This is a genomic window from Pseudomonas sp. MYb118, assembly GCF_040947875.1.
Classification (GTDB): domain Bacteria; phylum Pseudomonadota; class Gammaproteobacteria; order Pseudomonadales; family Pseudomonadaceae; genus Aquipseudomonas.
In genome coordinates, this window is the sequence record NZ_JBFRXN010000002.1 from 3376544 (window position 1) to 3396933 (window position 20390).

Genomic DNA, 20390 nt, shown 5'->3' on the forward strand with positions numbered 1-20390 from the left:
TCTGCAAATTGCTTATGGCTGTGCAGTACAGCAGTGGGCGGCAAACGTCCGGCATGCAGAGGAAAGAGTGTGGACAAGTACCTTTATGTGGCAATGACCGGCGCCAGCCAGAATGCACTGGCGCAGAAGGCTCATGCGAACAACCTGGCGAACATTTCCACCAACGGTTTCCAGCGAGACCTGGAGCAGGCGCGTTCGATGCCGGTGTTCGGTGACAGCTTTCCGGCGCGTGCGTTTGCCATGTCCGAGCGCCCGGCCACCGACTTCTCCCCCGGTTCGCTGGTGCAGACCGGTCGCGACCTCGACGTCGCGGTGCAGGGCAACGGCTGGCTGGCCGTGCAGACCCCGGATGGCGGTGAAAGCTATGTGCGCACCGGCAGCCTGAACATTGATGCCCTGGGCGTATTGCGCGCCGGCAACGGCATGCCGGTGCTGGGCAACGGCGGGCCGATTTCCGTGCCGCCCGAGCAGCAGGTTGAAATCGGCGAGGACGGCACCGTCAGCATTCGTGCGATGGGTGAAGGTCCGCGTGTGATGGCCGAGGTCGACCGCATCAAGCTGGTCAACCCGGACTTCAGGAACATGACCAAGGGCCTGGATGGCTCCATTCACACCAAGGACGGGCAGCCGGCGCAAGCCGATGCCAGCGTCAAACTGGTGTCCGGGTTCCTTGAGTCGAGCAACGTCAACGCCGTGGAAGAAATGACTTCGGTGCTGGCGCTGGCCAAGCAGTTCGAGCTGCACGTCAAGATGATGAACACCGCCAAAGAAGACGACCAGGCCATGGCTCGGGTCTTGCAGATCAGCTAATTATCAGAACGTCGCGCCGTAAAACAGGCGCACGAGGAGAATCGAATGCTTCCGGCTCTATGGGTTGCCAAAACAGGTCTGTCCGCCCAGGACACCAACCTGACCACCATTTCCAACAACCTGGCGAACGTATCGACCACGGGTTTCAAACGTGACCGTGCCGAGTTCCAGGACCTGCTGTACCAGATCAAGCGTCAGCCAGGCGCCCAGTCGACCCAGGACAGCGAACTGCCGTCCGGTCTGCAACTGGGTACCGGTGTGCGGATCGTCGGCACCCAGAAAAACTTCAACGCCGGCAGCCTGCAAACCACCGAGCAGCCGCTGGACATGGCCATCGACGGTCGCGGTTTCTTCCAGATCCTGCAACCGGACGGCACCACGTCCTACACCCGTGACGGTACCTTCCACCTCGACTCCAACGGCCAGATCGTCAACGCCAGCGGTTTCGCCCTGGAGCCGGCCATCGTCATCCCGAACGACGCCCAGACCTTCACCGTGGGTCGCGACGGCACCGTGTCCATCACCGTGGCCGGCAACCCGGCTGCCCAGGTGATCGGCAACCTGCAGACCGCCGACTTCATCAACCCGGCCGGCCTGCAAGCGGTGGGTAACAACCTGTTCCTGGAAACCGCCGCCAGTGGTGCGCCGCAAGTCGGCACCCCGGGCCTGGCCGGTTTCGGTACCACGCTGCAGAACACCCTGGAAACGTCCAACGTCAGCACCGTTGAAGAGATGGTCAACATGATCACCACTCAGCGCGCCTACGAGATGAACTCCAAGGTGATCTCCACCGCCGACCAGATGCTCTCGTTCGTAACGCAGAATCTGTAATCAAGTCTATGTGGCGACTGATCGGTCGCCTGCTACACCGTGAGGTAGGGTCATGAATCGCTTCGTATCTGTTCTGGCACTGAGTGGGGTCGCCGCGTTGGCGGGGTGCGTCGGTCCGACGCCCAAGCCCAATGACCCTTACTACGCCCCGGTGTTGCCGCGTACGCCGTTGCCGGCGGCCGCGAACAATGGCTCGATCTACCAGGCCGGTTTCGAACAGAACCTGTACAGCGACCGCAAGGCGTTCCGGGTCGGTGACATCATCACCATCACCCTGAACGAGAAGACCCAGGCCAGCAAGAATGCCAACTCCCAGGTGGGCAAGACCAGCAAGGCCAGCATCGGTCTGACCTCGCTGTTCGGGACGGTGCCCAACACCAATAACCCGCTGGGCAGCGGTGACCTGTCGCTGGACGCCGGCTACAGCGGCGATCGCGCCACCAAGGGCGACAGCAAGGCCGGGCAGGGCAACAGCCTGACCGGTTCGATCACCGTGACCGTCGCCGACGTATTGCCCAACGGCATCATCGCCGTGCGTGGCGAGAAGTGGATGACCCTTAACACCGGTGATGAGCTGGTGCGTATTGCCGGCCTGGTCCGTGCCGATGACATCGCCACCGACAACACCGTGTCGTCGACCCGTATCGCCGATGCGCGCATCACTTATTCGGGTACCGGTTCGTTTGCCGATGCGAGTCAGCCAGGCTGGTTCGACCGTTTCTTCCTCAGCCCGCTGTTCCCTTTCTAGGTGGGGGGCGTGTCATCTCTTATTTCCTGGGTTGCGCCGGGCCTGCTTTTACGCAGGGCAAGGCGCGAGGAGTGCAGTTTGGTTGTTCCAAATAAACGACGAGTAACGCCGCCCTGCGTAAAAGCAGGCCCGGCCCTTCGGGTTGTGCCTGAGCGCGCGCCATGCTGCGTTGCAGGCCTTGCCAAGGGAGCGACCATTGGCGGCGGCCTGCGCCTTGCCTGGCACGCGCTCAGGCCTCAACGCAGCCCAGGAAATAAGAGATGACGCGCCCCGTGTTGAATTTCAAACACCTTATGGTGGCTGCCCTGTTGCTGTCCGCAACCTTCAGCGCTCAAGCCGAGCGCTTGAAGGATATCGCCAGCATTTCCGGCGTACGTTCCAACCAATTGATCGGCTACGGCCTGGTGGTCGGGCTCAACGGTACGGGTGACCAGACCACCCAGACCCCGTTCACCCTGCAGACCTTCAACAACATGCTCTCGCAGTTCGGCATCAAGGTGCCGGCGGGCTCCGGCAACGTGCAGTTGAAGAACGTCGCGGCGGTGTCGGTCAGTGCCGATCTGCCAGCGTTCGCCAAGCCGGGTCAGCAAGTGGACATCACCGTTTCGTCCATCGGTAACTCCAAGAGCCTGCGTGGCGGCACCCTGTTGCTGACTCCGCTCAAGGGGATCGACGGCAACGTCTATGCGGTCGCCCAGGGCAACCTGGTGGTCGGCGGTTTCGATGCCGAAGGTCGCGACGGTTCGAAGATCACCGTCAACGTTCCGTCGGCGGGTCGCATTCCTGGTGGTGCCTCGGTTGAACGTGCCGTGCCGAGCGGGTTCAACCAGGGCAACAGCCTGACCCTGAACCTCAACCGTTCGGACTTCACCACCGCCAAGCGTATCGTCGACAAGATCAACGACATGCTCGGCCCAGGCGTGGCCCAGGCCATCGACGGCGGTTCGATTCGCGTCAGCGCGCCGCTGGATCCGAGCCAGCGTGTCGACTATCTGTCGATCCTGGAAAACCTCGAAATCGATCCGGGCCAGGCGGTGGCGAAAGTCATCATCAACTCGCGTACCGGTACCATCGTGATCGGTCAGAACGTCAAGGTTTCTCCAGCCGCCGTGACCCACGGCAGCCTGACCGTGACCATCACCGAAGACCCGATCGTCAGCCAGCCCGGCCCTCTGTCCAATGGGCAGACAGCGGTCGTGCCGCGCTCGCGGGTCAACGCCCAGCAGGAAGCCAAGCCGATGTTCAAGTTCGGCCCGGGCACCACCCTCGACGAAATCGTGCGTGCGGTGAACCAGGTGGGCGCGGCGCCGGGTGACTTGATGGCCATCCTCGAAGCACTGAAGCAGGCCGGCGCGTTGCAAGCCGACCTGATCGTGATCTAAGGACGGCGACCATGGATATGTACAAGAGTGGTCTGGTCAGCAGCAGCGACTCGGGTTCCTACTCGGACCTCAATCGCCTGAACCAGCTCAAGGTCGGCGACAAGAACAGTGATGCGAACCTGCGCAAGGTGGCGCAGGAATTCGAGTCGCTATTCCTCGGCGAAATGCTCAAGTCCATGCGCAAGGCCACCGACACCCTGGGGGAGGGTAACCCGCTCAACACCCCGGCGGCCAAGCAATATCAGGAAATGTACGACCAGCAACTGGCGGTTTCCATGTCTCGCGAGGGCGGCGGTATCGGCCTGGCGGACGTGCTGATGCGCCAGATGTCGAAGAACAAACCCCTGGCGCCGGGCGAAGCCGAAGCGGCATCGGCGGCCAAGCAGGCGGCGGCGAAAGCCGCCGTGGAAACCCCGATTGCCGCCGGTACGCTGGCCGTCAACGGGCCGTTGTCGCGGGTCAATGGCGAACGTCCATTGTGGGCTTCGCGCTCGGTTCGCGCACCGCAGGCAGCGGGTGAGGGCGAGCATCGCAATGACATGGCGCTGCTCAATCAGCGGCGCCTGGCGTTGCCACCGAAACTGGCCGATCGCCTGTTGGCGGGCCTGGTGCCTTCGGCAACCACGAACGCTGCCGCGACGGTGGCAGCGGCCAACAAGACGCCACTGCCAGAGCGCAACACCCTCACCGGTGTGGGCCCGCTGTTCAATGGCGACTGGCTGGCCAATGCACAGGCCGCCGCCAACGGTGGCTTGCAGATCCACGGTCGGAGCATGGCGCAGATTCCTTTGGCGCCGGCGAAGAAAGCCTTCGGTTCCGCCGACGAATTCGTCGACACCATGCTGCCGATGGCTCAGGAAGCGGCCGCGCGCATCGGTGTCGATCCGCGTTATCTGGTGGCCCAGGCCGCGTTGGAAACCGGCTGGGGTAAATCGGTCATGCGCGCCCAGGATGGCAGCAGCAGTCACAACCTGTTCGGCATCAAGGCCAGTGGCAACTGGACGGGCAATTCGGCGCGGGCGATCACCAGCGAATTCAGGAATGGTGCGATGGTCAAGGAGACGGCCGAGTTCCGTTCCTACGACTCTTACAAGGACAGTTTTCATGACCTTGTGACTTTGCTGCAAACCAATAATCGCTATCAAGATGTCGTGAAATCGGCCGATAACCCAGAACAGTTTGTACGCGAGTTGCAAAAGGCCGGTTACGCAACCGACCCGAACTACGCAAGCAAGATTTCGCAGATAGCCAAGCAGATGACGAGTTACCAGAACTACGCTGCGGCGGGCGTTTCCACCACGCCTTTATAAGGGCACAAGGATTAAGGTCTGAACCATGAGTTTGCTCAATATCGGGATGTCGGGGCTGTCCGCTGGTCAGTCCTCATTGATGACAACCGGCAATAACATTGCCAACGTCGACACCGCCGGGTACTCACGCCAGCAAACAGTGCAGGGCACCAAAGCCTCGCAACAGTATGGCAACGTGTGGATTGGCAGCGGCACCACGCTGGCCGATGTGCGCCGGGTGTACAACAGCTACCTCGACGCCCAGTTGCAGACCACCACTTCGCTCAACAGTGACTCCGCCGCGTACCTGGGCCAGGTGACGCCGCTGGACAAGCTGCTGTCGGACAGCGGCACCGGCCTGAACGGCGCCCTGACCAAGTTTTTTGCTTCGGTACAGAACGTCAATGCCAAGCCGGGCGACGACGCCTCCCGCCAGTTGCTGCTCAGCGATGCCCAGGCCTTGAGCAATCGCTTCAACTCGATGTCCACGCAGTTGAACCAGCAGAACACCACGATCAACGGCAACCTGACCAGCATGGCCGACCAGGTCAACAAGCTGGCCGCGACCGTGGCCCAGTTGAACCAGCGAATCGCTGAAGTTTCCAGTGCCGGCGGCGCGCCGAACGAGCTGCTCGACGCCCGTAACGAAACCGTTCGCCAACTGTCGACCTTCACCGGTGCGCAAGTGGTAGAGCGTGAAGGCAACCTCGATATTTACCTGGGCAGCGGCCAGCCGCTGGTCATGGGCAACACCGTCAACAAACTGGAAACCGTGCCGAGCAAGGACGACCCGAATCGTCTGGCGCTGCAAATGAACCGTGGTTCGAGCACCATCGACATCACCGCGATCATGACCGGTGGCGAAATCGGCGGCCTGCTGCGCTATCGCAGCACCGTGCTGGACCCGGCCATGAACGAACTGGGTCGCGTGGCCCTGGTCGTCGCCGATCAGATGAACAGCCTGCAGGCCCAGGGCATCGACAAGAACGGTGACTTCGGTTCGGCCCTGTTCAACAGCATCAACAGTGCGGCCCAGGTCTCCCAGCGCAGCATCGCGACCATCGGCAACAACGCCGGTACCGGCAATTTTGATGTGACCATCAAAGACACTGGCAAGCTCACCACCAGCGACTATAAGGTGACCTTCACCAGCGCCACCGACTACACCGTCCAGCGTCTGCCGGACAACACGCCGATGGGCAGTTTCAACACCACGACCACTCCGCCACCGGTGATCGACGGTTTCACCCTGAACCTCAAGGGCGGCACGCCGGCACCTGGCAACACCGCCACTGCCGGTGACACGTTCAAGATCACCCCGACCCGCAACGCGGCGGCCAACATCAAGACCGAGATGACCGACTCCAAGCGTCTGGCCATCGCGGCACCGCTGGGCGCGGCCATCGCGGCAGGCTCCAGTGGCACCCTGACGATTCCGGCCAGCGGTCAACCGACCCTGACCACCAAGTTCGACATCTACGACACGGCCACCGCCACGGCGATGCAGAACGGCCTGAAGTACTCCACGCCGACCAAGGTCGTGTTCGGCGACGTGTCGGCCGATGGCACCAGCCAGACCTACCAGTTCCTGGATGCCAACGGCGGCGTGATCAGCAGCGGCACGATCAAGCCGAACGAAAACAACACGCTCAACCTGAGCATCCCGCTCAAGGATGCCACTGGCGCGCCGATTCCGCCGCCGCCTGCGACCCAGTACACCGCGACCTTCGAAATGACGGTCGCCGGTTCGCCGGCCAAGGGTGCTGCGATCAACGTCTCGCTGAGTCAGCCAGGCACCCTGGACAACCGCAACGGCACCGCGCTGGCCGGTCTGCAGACCGCGCAGACCGTGGACACCGGTTCGGGCAGCAAGGGCATTTCCCTGACCGACGCCTACGGCAAACTGGTTGAAGGTGTGGGTTCCAAGGCCGCCCAGGGCAAGCTCGACAGCGCCGCGACCGAAGCCATCCTGGCCAACGCCAAGGGCCAACGCGACTCGCTGTCGGGTGTCGACCTCGACGAAGAGACCGGCAACCTGGTCAAGTATCAGCAGTACTACACCGCGTCTTCGCAGATCATCAAGGCTGCGCAGGAAATCTTCAGCACACTGATCAACAGCCTTTAAGGAGTCGTAGTCCATGCGCATTTCTACCGCCCAGTTTTACGAGACCACGGCTGCCAACTATCAGAAGAATTTCGCCAACGTGGTCAAGAGCAGCGAAGAGGCCAGCAGCCTCGTACGCGTCAACACCGCCGCCGATGATCCGGTCGGCGCTTCGCGTCTGCTGCAATTGGGCCAGCAGGCGTCGATGCTCGATCAGTACGCGGCCAACACCAACACCATCAAGGCGACCCTGGGTCAGGCCGAGTCGGTGTTGAACAGCATCAACAACGTGCTGCAACGCGCCAAGGAACTGGCCATCGGTGCCAACAACTCCGGCTACACCGACGCCGACCGTCAGGCCAACGCTTCGGAGCTGGGCCAGATCGAAGAGCAGCTGTTGAGCCTGATGAACACTCAGGATGAAAACGGCAAATACATCTTCGGCGGCTCCAAGGGCGACACCGTTCCGTTCACCCGCAACTCCGACGGTACCTACACCTACAACGGCGACCAGTCGACGTTGAACCTGCCCGTGGGCGACAGCATGTCGATGGCCACCAACAGCACCGGTTGGGAGCTGTTCCAGCAAGCCATCAACACCGCCCGCACCCAGGTGACCGGTTCGATGAATGACGGTCTGGTGACCCTGTCCAATGGTCAGGTGAACTCGAACGTGACGTACAACAACAAATTCCGTGGTGGCGAGCCTTACACCATCGAGTTTGTCAGCGGCACCCAGTTGCGAATCACTGACGGCCTGGGTAACGACGTGACCAACGAAGCCTCGCAGAATGGCGTGATCACCACCGGCACCAATCAGAGCTTCAGCTTCCGTGGCATCGACCTGAACCTGAACTTCAACGACCCTAACGCGCCATTGGCCGGTCGTTCGTTCTCGCTGGAGTCCAAGCCGGACACCTTCAACGTTTCCCGCGCGCCCGGCAACCCGGGCCCGGTACAGGCCACCGGTACCCGGATCACCGATCCGGCGGCGTACAAGGCCAGCTTCCCGAATGGCTCCGCGGTGCTCAAGTTCACCAGCGCTACCACGTTCGATCTGTACGCGGCGCCGATCACTGCCGACAGCCGCCCGGTTTCCAGCGGCACCATGGTTGGCAATACCGCCACCGCCTCCGGTGTGGAGTTCACCTTGAACAACACCGCTGCCGATCCGCTGCAAAATGGTGACCAGTTCAACATTGCGGTCAACACCCACGAGACCCAGAACATCCTGGACACCGTGAGCCAGTTGAAAACCGCGCTGAACACGCCGACCACCGGCAACGCCGTCGCTGCCCAGCAGCAACAGGCAGCGATGACCGCAGGCCTGGGCAACCTCGCCAGCGGCATCGACCAGGTGTCTGCCGGCTTGAGCTCGATCGGTGGTCGTGGTTCGGCACTCGATACCCAGAGCGACACCAACCAGGCACTGGTACTGGCGAACGCTCAGACTCAATCGACGATCCGTGATTCGGACCCGGCTGAGGTGATGACTCGCCTGACCCTGCAGCAAACCATGTTGCAGGCCTCGCAGTTGGCGTTCAGCAAAATCGCGCAATTGGGCCTGTTCAACAAGGTCTGATCCGGAGCAGGGGGCGCATGACCACATGCGCTCCCTGACCCTCTACTTTTTACGGTTCAGGGCGTTGTGCTCCCCCAGCAGATGACACCCACCGGTCGAGAATCACGCGTGTGAAACCTACTCCCCTTGTCAGCATTGCCATCCCCGCCTTCAACCCCCGTTTTTTCCGTGTGGCACTGCAAAGCGCACTCGACCAGACCTTTGAAAACCTTGAGATCGTCATTTGCGACGATTGCCGCTCCGATGAGATCGAGCAGATCGTCGATTCGCTGAGCGTCCCGGCGCACGTGCGTGTGCGTTATCAGCGCAACCCCGAGCGCCTGGGCTTCCAGCAGAACCTGCTGCGCTGCTTCGAGCAGAGCCGGGGCGAGTACATCAAGTTCCTCTGCGATGACGATCAGTTGATGGTCAACGACGTCAGCCAGCAGGTCGCCATTTTGCGCGAGCACGCCGAAGTGAGCCTGGTGGTAAGCAAGCATCACGTGGTCGATGCCGATAACTACGTCTTGCCGATCCGCATGGAAAACGTCGGGCTGACGCCATTCGACGTGCTGGTCAAGGGCGATGATCTGCTGGCGGCCTTCGAGCGCACCCCGCGCAATGTCCTGGGCGGCTTCACCTGCTCGCTGATGCGTCGCGAGGATATCGCCACTCTGCTGCCTGCGCTGGCCGAAGCCGGCTTTAGCGCCGTGCTCGATTTCGCCTTGTATGTCTGCCTGTTGCGCCGCGGCAACCTGGTGCAGCTCAGCAACGTCGGCAGCATCGAACGCCTGTACCCGGAGCGTTTGAGCAAGCGCCCGGAGATGGTCTCCGCGGCGGCTGTCGAATGGAAATGGCTGGCGCAGATGATCGCCCAGCGTGGTGGTGAAGATGCACCGGCCACTGACTGGGTGCGCTACGTGATGATGGAGGAGTTCACGCCGCCGGAGTCGCGCGAGTGGGACGAGTTCAACCTGTACACCATCATGTCGAACCGTCAGGGCATCATGCTGGTTCAGGTCGGCACCGACACGGAAAGCTACGCCGATCTTTACGCGCAATGGATCGAGTGCCGCCGCCTCACGCCATCGCGCAAGCAAGTGCTGTCGCGGCAGATTGCGCGTTGGGCGCATCGTCCCGCCATCGTGCCGGTGATCATCGACACCAACGCAGATGCCTACGAACTGAGTGTGACCCTCAAGAGTCTCCAGGCCCAGACCTATGCCTGCGAGTCGATCGTGCTGTTGTCCAATGGCACCGATGAGCTGGATGAGGGCATCGTGCGTTTGCCGCTGCAAGCGGACTGGCCGCAGCAACTCAATCAATTGATGCCGCAACTGGATCAGGCCGACTGGTTCTATCTGTTGCGCGCTGGCGACCGGCTGACCGAGTCCGCACTGCTGGTGCTGGCTGACCGGATCGTGGGTGCGCCGGGTGCGTCCTGCATCTACAGCGACGAAGGTGCGCTGGTGGATGACGAGTCCGAGCAGCCGGTGTTCAAGCCCGATTTCAACCTCGACCTGATGCGCGGTTACCCTTATGTCGGACGCACCCTGGCGTTCGAACGCCAACGCGTCCTCGCGCTGGGCGGGTTCGATTCGGCAGCGGGCGAGCTGGCACCGCATGACCTGATCTGGCGTCTGGTGGAAGCCGACGGGCCGCACGTCATTGGGCATATCGCCGAGGTGCAGGTCGAGTCGATGTTCGCCTTTGCGCAGTGGTTATCCCTGCCGCAAGTGATCGAACAGAACGCCCGTCTGATCAGCGCGCACTTGCAGCGCATCGGTGTCAGCCATCAATTGCATCCGGGGCCGGTGCTGAAGCTGGTCCCGCGGATCGAATATCAGCATGCCGAGCGCCCGCTGGTGTCGATCATCATCAACGTACGTGACGAACTGGCCGCGCTTGAGCGTTGCGTCAACAGCCTGATCAGCACCACGGCGTACACCCGCTACGAAATCATCATCGTCGACAACGCCAGCGAAGGCGCCGAAATGCGCCATTGGCTCAACGCCATGGCCGAGCTGGGCAGTGACACGCTGCGCATCCATTGCCTTGCCGAGAAGGGCAGCGATGCACAGGTCAGGAACTTCGCCGTGCAACAGGCGCGCGGTGAATACCTGCTGTTGCTCAGCCCGTCTTGTGTGGCCCACGAAGACCGCTGGCTGGACGAGCTGCTCAATCATGGCCAGCGTCCGGAAGTCGGAATCGTCGGGCCGCGTACGCTCAACCTGCAGGGCAACGTGATCGACGCCGGCCTGGTGCTCGGCCTCAATGGCCTGGCGGGCAGGGCCTTCGTCAATGAGCCCGTCGCCTCCGGTGGCTACATGCAGCGTCTGCATGTGGTACAGAACTGGAGTGCTGTCAGCGGTCATTGCCTGTTGGTACGCAAGCAAGTGTTCGACAGCGTCGGTGGCTTCGAAGAGGCCATCAGCACTCAGGGCATCAACGCCCTCGAACTGTGCCTGCGCGTGGGTCAGGAAGGTTACCTGATCGTCACCACACCCTATTCGAATGTGGTGTTGATCCCGACTGCGCAGACCCGGGCCGAAGAGCACGACAAGAAGCAGCTGGAGCTCGAGCAAGAGACGTTCTACCGACGCTGGTTGCCGCAGATCGCCAATGACCCGGCCTACAACCGCAACCTGAACTTGAGTGGCGACAGCTTTGGCCTGTATCCCGGTGCGCGCACCGGCTGGAACCCGCTGTGCACGCGCAACGTGCCGACCGTTCTCGGCTTGGCGCTCAACAGCTCGGCGATCGGTCACTACCGTGTCAGCCAGCCGTTGTTCGAATTGCAGAATGCCGGCCGAATCGTCGGGCGGGTGGCCTATGACATGCCGTCGATCATCGAGGTCGAACGGCAGTCGCCGGACGTGGTGATTTTCCAGGGGCGTTACAACCCCAACAAGATCAACGACATCGTTCAGCTGAAAAACTATTCCCAGGCCATGCGCATCTACGAGCTGGACGACTACGTCGTGCGGATTCCGGAGAAGAACGAACACACCCGCAACATGCCCGACAACATCGAGGCACTGATGCGCAAAGGCATCGCCATGTGCGACCGCGTGGTGGTGTCGACCCATGCGCTGGCCGGTGTCCTCTCGGACATGCACCACAACATCCGCGTGGTGCCGAACATGCTGGCGCCGTACCTGTGGAGCAATCTCACCAGCCGGCGCCGGACCTCGAACAAGCCGCGTGTCGGCTGGGGTGGCGGCACCAGTCACCGTGGTGACCTGGAACTGATCGTCGACGTGGTTCGCGAGCTGGCCGATGAGGTCGATTGGGTGCTGTTCGGCATGTGCCCGGACCTGCTCAAGCCCTATGTTCACGAGTTCCATCCAGGCGTGGCCCTGTCGGAATACCCGGCAAAACTCGCGAGCCTGAACCTCGATCTCGCGCTGGCACCGCTGGAGTTCCATATCTTCAACGACTGCAAGAGCAACCTGCGACTGCTCGAATACGGTGCCTGCGGGTATCCGGTGATTTGCTCCGATACCGAAGCGTATCGCGGCCATTTGCCGTGCACCCGCATCCGCACCAACAGTACGGACGAATGGCTGCAGGCCATTCGCATGCATCTGTCGGACCCGGCGGCCAGTTATCGGATGGGCGACGAATTGCGTGAAGTGGTCTTGCGCGACTTCATGTTGCGCGGCGATAACCTGCAGTACTGGGCCGATGGCTGGCTGCCGGAGTGATGAATCTGAACGTGGAACCGCGAAAAGAACGTAATGCCGCTGATTCGGCAACCTGCTCGTTATAGGAATTTATATGCAAAGCAACTTCTCGAATGGAACAACTGCTGCGTTGAACGAGCGGTTGACTCTGGTGCTGCTGGCCCACGAACAACCGCGTGCCGTGCGTCGTGCATTGCGCTACTACAGCGCGTTGCCATGCAGCGTACTGGTGGTCGATTCTTCGGCCGAACCGGATGCCGGCATCGCCGCGACTTTCTCCGGTGTGCAGTACCTGCACGCGCCGGCGCCGCGCTTCGAACATTTCACCGTGACCGTACGCAAGGTGATCGAGCGGATCTCGACGCCGTACATGGTGGTCGCTGAAGTCGAAAGTTTCCTGCTGCCGGAAGCGCTCGGCGAATCCGTGGCGTTCCTTGAGGCCAATGCCGACTACGGCACTTGCCAGGGTTACAGCCTGGCATTCGAAGCCCATGCCGATCGCGTCGATTTCTACCGCCGTGACCGCAAGGGCTGCGAGGACTACAGCGACGATTCGGTCGAAGCTCGCCTGGCCGTGCTGGAAAACGATGGCCCGTCCTTTGCCAACGCCGTCACGCGCACCGAAGTCCTGAAGCGCTGGTTTGCCTCGTTGGGCCAGGGTTTCAACCCGAACGTAAGCGGCAACGGTTATTCGGATGCACTGGTGGCAGGCGCCAAAGTGCGCGTATTGCCCATCCCTTATGCGTTGCACGAGCGCCGCAGCGTCACGTTTGGCGAAGTGACCGAAAAACTCTTCGAGTCGACCTGGAACGCGCAGCAGGGTGAGCCGGTTCGTCTGTTCGAACCGACGCAATACGTCGAGCTGCCGTTCTACAACCAGGCATTTTTCGATGTACTGAGCTCGCTGGAGTTCCTGCTGCACGCAGTGCCGACGAGTCCGGTGCAACTGGAAGAGCTTGAGGCAGCGATGCTCAAGCAGAAAGAACTGTCGCGCGTTCACCGCAACACCAGTGCCGAGCCGCTCAATGAGCGTCTGCTCAAGGCGTTCGACCTGTATGCCTTCAACCAGGATGTGGTGCAGCAACTGGCTCGCTCGCTGCAGGCCGATGGTGACAAGGAGCAGGCGCAGAAGGTACTGGCATGGGGTCAGCGCCTGGGGGCGGCGACGCTCGAAGACAATGGCCGGCTGTTCGATGCCACGCCGACCGGTCAACTGCTGCAATGGCTGGAGGCGCGTGATCCGAGCGAAGCCCAGGTCAAGGACATTTCCCGGCACCTGGCGCGCAATGCCGGTGGGCCGACGTTCGGCATCATGTTGCTGGATCTGGAAGCCGACATCTTCAAGTTGCAGGCAACCTTCGACAGCATCATGAACAACTACTGCCGGGCGTTCAAAATCGTCGTTTTCACCACCGGCGATCTGCCGGCGGAAACGACGCTGCAAAACACTCTGCATTTCGTCAAGGTCAACGAAAGCAACTACGTCGACAAGATCAATCAGGTCGCCGAGCAGTCCGACTGCGAATGGTTGGTACTTGCCGAGGCGGGCGATGAATTGACGCCGAGCGGGCTGTACCAGGCGAGCCTGGAACTGCTGGGCGACAAGCAGATTCGTGCCGTGGCCATGGATGAATTCCAGCGCCAGGAAAACGGGACGCTGGCCGGTGTGTTCCGTCCGGGCTTCAACCTCGACCTGCTGCAAAGCTATCCGGGCGTGATGGCGCGTCACTGGCTGGTACGCCGGGAAGTGCTGGTTCAGGCGGGCGGATATGCTCGCGAATTCAAGAAAGCCCTGGAATTCGACCTGCTGCTGCGTCTGATCGAACAAGGTGGCCTGGACGGTTTCGCGCATCTGGCCGAGCCCCTGCTGATTTGCACGGCACCGCAACAGGAAACCAATGCCGATGAGCGCAGGACGCTGCTGCGTCACCTGGCCACCCGTGGCTACCAGGCCGATGTCGGCTCCGTGGTGCCGGGCACTCACAAAATCGACTACCGCTTCACCGAGCGCCCGATGGTCTCGATCATCCTCCACGGCGCGAGCAACCTCGAAACCCTGCAGCGCTGCATCCGCAGCATCCTGCAGCGCACGCGTTACCACCGTTACGAAGTGCTGCTGGCTGACGATCCGGCGTACGCGGCGGCACTGGGTAACTGGCTGGACAGCCAGGGCCCGCACGCCAATCGGGTTCGTCTGTTCAGTGCCGAAACCGGCCTGTCGACCGCCAGCCTGATCAACACCGCCAGCCAGCACGCCCAGGGTGAATTCCTGGTGACCCTGGCGGCCGATGCCGAAGTGGTCAATGTCAACTGGATCGAGTCCCTGCTCAACCAGGTGCTGCGTCCGGAAGTCGGCGTTGCCGGCGCCAAATTGATCGACGACCAGGGCCTGGTCACCCAGGCGGGCCTGATCCTCGGTTTCGACGGCCTGGTGGGTTCGCCGTTCGTGGGCGAGACGAAGACTGCCAATGGCTACATGAATCGCCTGGCGGTAGAGCAGAACTGCTCGGCCGTTTCCTTCACCTGCATGATGATCTCCAAGCAGCTGTTCGAAGCGGCTGATGGCATTGATATCGAGCAGTTCGGCGATGCGTTCGGTGATATCGACTTGTGCCTGCGTGTCGGCCAGGCCGGTTATCTGACGGTGTGGACGCCTCACGTACACGTCATCCAGTCGGGGGTGCTGGCGCAGTCCGAAGCGGCCCGTCAGGCGTTTGCCGAGAAGTGGGCTGAGGCACTGGGTCATGATCGTTTCTACAACAGGAACCTGTCCGTCGAAGGCACCGGTTTCACGCTTGGGCCAGTCACCAGCATCGCCTGGGCTGAAGTCATGAAAGAGAAGGAGCAGGTATGAAAGTCTGCATTACCCAGCGAGAAGCCTTTTACAACCTTCTCCATGCAGTGTTTACCGCGTACGACAAACAGCCCCTGGTCGCCGAACTGGGCGTGCTGCGCGGTGAGAACGCGCTGAATCTTTACAACGCGTTGAACCCGAAACACATGGTCCTGATCGACAGCTGGAGCCCGGCTGCCACTCATGCCTACAACCCTTTCGACCAGTTGCCGCCATGGCTTGAGCCGGTCGAAAAATATGCTTACTACTATGGCGGCCCGATGTATGAAATGGCCACCTTTGACAAGCTGTATGAAGAGTGCCTGAACAGATTCAGCGACAAGGACAACGTGACGCTGATCCGTTCCGAGACCATTGCCGCCATCGACGACATTCAGCCGAGAACCGGTATCGAGAAGTTCGACCTGGTCTACATCGACGCCAACCATCAGTACGAGTACATCCTGCGTGACTTGATGTACTACCAGCACCTGGTGGCCGACGATGGTTTCATCCTGCTCAACGATTGCTGCCACAGCGTGCAGGGCACCAAGCAGAACCTGGGTGTGCTCGAAGCGATGAGCAGCTTTATCAAGCGCTCGGACTTCATCCCCCTGGCAGTCAGCAGCACCGACTGGTCCGACGTGATCCTGGTGAGGAAGAACTCGATCATGGTGCAGCTCGTCGACATCGCGCTGACCAACTCGGACATTCCGTTTGTCGAGATCCCTCATCAGCTCATGCCGGCGGCGCGGGTTGTCTACGGGCAGCGACGGGTCAACCTGAGCTTTACCTGATCCACCCCTCTACAAAGCCCCGTTCGGGGCTTTGTTCTTTCTGCGGCGGCGACCTCTGGCCAGCGGTCCAGAGGCCACGCGAAGTCAGCATTTTCCTGCAGCCTTGTTTCCTTTCGCAGGCGAAATATTACATTCATGCGCTTAACGGCGTGACGCATAGGTCATAAAGTGCATCTTCACTGTATTGTGTTCCTGGGTGCGGGCGATCAGTCTGCCTCCGGAAATCAACCATTTTGATGCGCCCCTGAGCTTTTTCGGGGTGAACCTAGTCGCTGTTTATGATCGGGAAGCCATGATGATTGGCATAAAAAGCATAGCGAGTTACGTGCCGGTGGCCGGCGTGGATAACTACGCTCAGGGTGCCAAATTCGCCAAGGATGAAGAGTTCATCCTGGGCAAGATCGGTTCGGCGTTCCTGCCGCGCAAAGGCGCTGAGCAGGAAACCTCGGACCTGTGTGTTGAAGCCGTCAACGCACTGTTTGCCAGCAATCCTGATCTGAAGCGCGAGTCCATCGACGCGCTCATCGTCGTCACCCAGAACGGTGATGAAGAGGGCCTGCCCCACACGGCAGCCATCGTGCAGGACAAGCTCGGCCTGCCTACGCACGTCGCGGCGTTCGATATCTCCCTGGGCTGTTCGGGTTATGTCTACGGCATCTACGCCATGAAAGGCTTCATGGAAGCCGCTGGCTTGAAGAACGGCCTGCTGATCACCGCCGACCCCTACTCGAAGATCGTCGATCCGGAAGACCGCAACACCACCATGCTCTTCGGTGATGCTGCCACGGCCACCTGGATGGCGGAGGGTGCGTCCTGGCAGTTGGGCAAGTCCAAGTTCGGTACCGACGGTTCCGGTGCGCCGCATCTGAAGGTCAGTGACGGTGTGTTCTTCATGAACGGCCGCCAGGTATTCAACTTTGCCTTGTTGAAAGTGCCTGCCCACCTGCATGAACTGCTCGACGAATCGTCCCTGCAAACCACTGACATCGACGCCTTCTGCATCCATCAGGGCAGTGCGGCCATCGTCGATGCCGTGGCGCGACGCTTCGAAGGCGAGCCGGAGAAGTTCATCAAGGACATGGTCGAGACGGGCAACACGGTCTCCTCGAGCATTCCTTTGCTGTTGGAAAAACACGTGCTGACGTCTGACTGGAGCCGAGTGGCCATCAGTGGATTCGGCGTGGGCCTGTCCTGGGGGTCGGCGATTCTCTATCGCGGCTGATCGCCAGAGGTTTTTGCGTAGCGCTGCCGGTTCGCCGTCAGCGCTATTTTTTTGCCTGAAATTTTTGCTGGCGGCTTTTTTGGCGCCATTTTTTTATGGTGCGCCGACGGCAAGTCCTTGATTTACGGGGGGTGGCAGTCTGCTAGTAATTTTTTTTAAAAAAGCCCTCAAGCAACCTGCCACGACGACGATAACTATTACGAAGGTTCTCTAGGCCATACCCGGCGGTTGCCAGGGCCGGAAGCCGCAGTACCCAACCAACGAGGAATTCGTCATGGCTTTAACAGTAAACACTAACGTTACATCGTTGAACGTTCAGAAAAACCTGAACAAGGCTTCCGATGCTCTGTCGACTTCGATGACCCGCCTGTCGTCCGGTCTGAAAATCAACAGCGCCAAAGACGACGCTGCTGGTCTGCAAATCGCAACCCGCATGACTTCGCAGATCCGTGGTCAGACCATGGCGATCAAAAACGCCAACGACGGTATCTCCATCGCTCAGACCGCTGAAGGCGCGATGCAGGAACAAACCAACATCCTGCAACGTATGCGTGAACTGGCTGTTCAATCCCGAAACGACAGCAACAGCTCCGACGACCGCGATGCTCTGCAAAAAGAGTTCTCGCAAATGTCCGCCGAACTGACCCGTATCGCCGGTTCGACCAACCTGAACGGCAAAAACCTGCTCGACGGTTCCGCCAGCACCATGACCTTCCAGGTTGGCTCCAACACTGGCGCTACCAACCAGATCACTCTGGACCTGAACGGCAAGTTCGACGCCGTGAGCCTGGGTATCACCTCCGGTATCACCATTGCCGGTTCGTCCAGCGCCGTTGCTGAAACCAACTTCTCTGCTGCTGTTGGCGCGATCGACACCGCACTGAAGACCATCAACGCCAGCCGTGCTGACCTCGGTGCTGCACAAAACCGTCTGACCAGCACCATCTCCAACCTGCAGAACATCAACGAAAACGCCAGTGCTGCACTGGGTCGCGTACAAGATACCGACTTCGCTGCTGAAACTGCACAGCTGACCAAGCAACAAACTCTGCAACAAGCTTCGACCTCGGTTCTGGCACAAGCCAACCAACTGCCATCCGCTGTACTGAAACTGCTTCAGTAATAGCTGGTGACTTTCGGCGGGGGAGTGCGTTTCGCACTCTCTCGCTTTTTTGATTAAGTGAGGTGATGGACATGGATATGAGCGTGAAGCTGAACTTGTCTTATCCTGCGGCCAAGCCGGCGACGCCAGTGGCTGAAGCGGCTGTAGAAAAGCCTCAAGCCGATGCTGCGCCTGTGGCATTGGTCAAGGATGAGCCCAAGGATGCACAGAGTGATCAGGACAAGCTGAAAACGGCCGTCAAGGAAATCGAGAAATTCGTCCAGTCGCTCAAGCGCAACCTGGAATTCTCGATCGACGAGCCTTCGGGTAAAGTCGTGGTCAAAGTCATTGCCAGTGACTCCGGTGAGGTGATCCGTCAGATCCCCAACGAAGAAGTCCTCAAGCTGGCCAATAGTTTGAATGACGCAAGCAGTCTGCTGTTCAGCGCCAAAGTCTGACAGCTGGCACGAAATTTGTTGCTATGTTCTTTTGGGCGTTGTAGTGGTCAAAAGACCGGCGAGACACTGAAGGGAGATCTACATGGCAAGTCCAATTCTACCGGGCACGGGCTTAGGTTCGGGCCTCGATACTGGCGCTATCGTCAAGGCGCTGGTCAACGCTGACAAAGCGGCCAAGCAAGGCCAGATCGACCGTGGCACCACTGCCAACACCGCGTCGATCTCCGGTGTCGGTACCCTGAAGTCGCTGCTCGCCACCTTCCAGGCGGCCATGAAGACCCTGGGCAGCACCACCGAGCCTCAGTTCACCGGATTCGTGGCCACTTCTTCCGAGCCAGAAGGTGCTTACCGCGACCGCCAACAATTCGGCTGTCAGTGGCATCTACAAAATTCATGTCGACGCGCTCGCGACCGGTTCGAAAGTGGCCACGCAAGCATTTGCTGCGGGTTCCACTGCGCCCGTCAACGGCGGTGCCGCCGGTGTCCTGACCATCACCCAGGGAACGCCTGGTGGGGCCGACAAGACCTACAACCTCGAAGTGCCGGCTGGCTCGACCCTTGAGTCGGTTGCCAAGGCGCTCAACAGCAAGTATCAATTCAGTGGCCTCAGCGCCAGCGTCGTCACCGATAACTTCGGTTCCCGTCTGGTGGTGGGTTCCACCAACACTGGCGCAGGCAGTGATATTTCGCTGAGCGGCGTTCCGGGTCTGGAAGTTGATGGCAAGGCAGTGATGGGCACGCCTGCGTCGGCCACCACCTCTGGCGTGTCGGTGGGCTGGCGCAAGACGCCAGGCTGTCCCACTGGACGGTATGGCGATCACCAGCCCGACCAACAAGCTGGACAAAACGCTGTCGGGTCTGTCGATGACTTTGACTGGCACTGGCGACTCCCAGGTGTCCATCGGCGCCAACAATGATGGCCTGAAAGCTTCTATCCAGAAGTTTGTCGATGCCTACAACGCGGTGGCCAACGCCATCAGCTCGCTGACCAAGCCATCGCTGGATGACGACGGTAACCCAACCATTCCGGCGGCGCTGACCGGCGACTCCATGCCGCGTTCGATCCTGGCGGCCATGCGCGGTCCGTTGGCTGAGACTGGCAACGGTGACAAGCTGACCGTGCTGTCCCAGTTGGGTATCACCACCGACCAGAAAACCGGTGCGCTGAACTTCGATACCAACAAGTTCAACGCCGCAATGACCGATAAAAAGCTCGGCGGCGAAGTGCAAACCCTATTCTCGGGTGAAAACGGTCTGCTGGCTCGTATGGACAATGCCATCAAGCCCTACACCGATACCGGTGGCATCCTCGATACCCGTACCACGGCGCTGAACAAGACCAAGACCAAGCTGGCCAACGACCAGTTGGCCCTGGATCGCCGGATCGAGTCCCTGACCGCGGTACTGACCAAAAAGTACAACGACATGGACACGCTGGTCGGCAAGCTGAAGGCGACTGCCAGCAACATCACTTCGATGTTCGAAGCGATGAACGCCCAGCAGAAGAACAGCTAAACCACCCATAACGCCAAAAGCCCGGCAGCGTCGTCAAGCGCTCCGGGCTTTG

The 20390-nt window shown here is 60.5% G+C and carries 13 protein-coding genes and 1 pseudogene; all 14 read left to right on the forward strand.

Translation table 11 applies throughout. The features are described 5' to 3' along the window. The first annotated feature begins 69 nt into the window (after window positions 1-69). The 14 genes and pseudogenes from ABVN20_RS21280 to fliD all read left to right on the forward strand — a co-directional run bounded on the left by ABVN20_RS21280 (window position 70) and on the right by fliD (window position 20338). Window positions 70-810 carry a flagellar basal body rod protein FlgF gene (locus ABVN20_RS21280; protein ID WP_368557657.1) on the forward strand — a complete coding sequence of 247 codons (741 nt, stop codon included), beginning with the start codon at window positions 70-72 and terminating at the stop codon, window positions 808-810. Between the two features lie 45 nt (window positions 811-855). Then, the gene (gene flgG / locus ABVN20_RS21285) at window positions 856-1641 is read left to right on the forward strand and encodes a flagellar basal-body rod protein FlgG (protein WP_192302164.1); all 786 of its coding nucleotides are present in this window, start codon (window positions 856-858) and stop codon (window positions 1639-1641) included. A 52-nt stretch (window positions 1642-1693) separates the two neighbouring features. Continuing rightward, entirely contained in the window at window positions 1694-2389 is a 696-nt protein-coding gene (flgH, locus tag ABVN20_RS21290) for a flagellar basal body L-ring protein FlgH (RefSeq protein ID WP_368557658.1), read from the forward strand. A 272-nt stretch (window positions 2390-2661) separates the two neighbouring features. Then, window positions 2662-3771: a flagellar basal body P-ring protein FlgI gene (locus ABVN20_RS21295; RefSeq protein WP_368557739.1), complete on the forward strand. Its 1110-nt coding sequence runs from the start codon at window positions 2662-2664 to the stop codon at window positions 3769-3771. 11 nt (window positions 3772-3782) lie between these two features. Continuing rightward, window positions 3783-5081: a flagellar assembly peptidoglycan hydrolase FlgJ gene (gene flgJ, locus ABVN20_RS21300; protein WP_368557660.1), complete on the forward strand. Its 1299-nt coding sequence runs from the start codon at window positions 3783-3785 to the stop codon at window positions 5079-5081. A 25-nt stretch (window positions 5082-5106) separates the two neighbouring features. Continuing rightward, the gene (gene flgK, locus ABVN20_RS21305; RefSeq protein WP_368557662.1) at window positions 5107-7185 is read left to right on the forward strand and encodes a flagellar hook-associated protein FlgK; all 2079 of its coding nucleotides are present in this window, start codon (window positions 5107-5109) and stop codon (window positions 7183-7185) included. Between the two features lie 13 nt (window positions 7186-7198). Next, window positions 7199-8746, forward strand: coding sequence for a flagellar hook-associated protein 3 (locus tag ABVN20_RS21310; RefSeq protein ID WP_368557663.1), 1548 nt, complete (start codon window positions 7199-7201; stop codon window positions 8744-8746). A 110-nt stretch (window positions 8747-8856) separates the two neighbouring features. After that, window positions 8857-12432, forward strand: a complete 3576-nt coding sequence (locus tag ABVN20_RS21315; RefSeq protein ID WP_368557664.1) for a glycosyltransferase — start codon at window positions 8857-8859, stop codon at window positions 12430-12432. A gap of 73 nt (window positions 12433-12505) precedes the next feature. Then, entirely contained in the window at window positions 12506-15265 is a 2760-nt protein-coding gene (locus ABVN20_RS21320; protein WP_368557665.1) for a TIGR00180 family glycosyltransferase, read from the forward strand. Next, window positions 15262-16041, forward strand: coding sequence for a class I SAM-dependent methyltransferase (locus tag ABVN20_RS21325; RefSeq protein ID WP_368557666.1), 780 nt, complete (start codon window positions 15262-15264; stop codon window positions 16039-16041). The genes ABVN20_RS21320 and ABVN20_RS21325 overlap by 4 nt, the downstream gene beginning before the upstream one ends. A gap of 295 nt (window positions 16042-16336) precedes the next feature. After that, window positions 16337-17263 (forward strand): ketoacyl-ACP synthase III, encoded by a 927-nt coding sequence (locus ABVN20_RS21330; RefSeq protein ID WP_368557667.1) that lies wholly within the window; start codon window positions 16337-16339, stop codon window positions 17261-17263. A 274-nt stretch (window positions 17264-17537) separates the two neighbouring features. Beyond that, a complete protein-coding gene (locus ABVN20_RS21335; protein ID WP_368557668.1) occupies window positions 17538-18386 on the forward strand; it encodes a flagellin domain-containing protein in 849 nt (282 codons plus the stop codon). Window positions 18387-18457: 71 nt separating this feature from the next. Next, the gene (locus tag ABVN20_RS21340) at window positions 18458-18823 is read left to right on the forward strand and encodes a flagellar protein FlaG (protein WP_368557669.1); all 366 of its coding nucleotides are present in this window, start codon (window positions 18458-18460) and stop codon (window positions 18821-18823) included. A gap of 82 nt (window positions 18824-18905) precedes the next feature. Next, window positions 18906-20338, forward strand: a pseudogene (gene fliD / locus ABVN20_RS21345) (flagellar filament capping protein FliD). Window positions 20339-20390 lie beyond the last annotated feature (52 nt).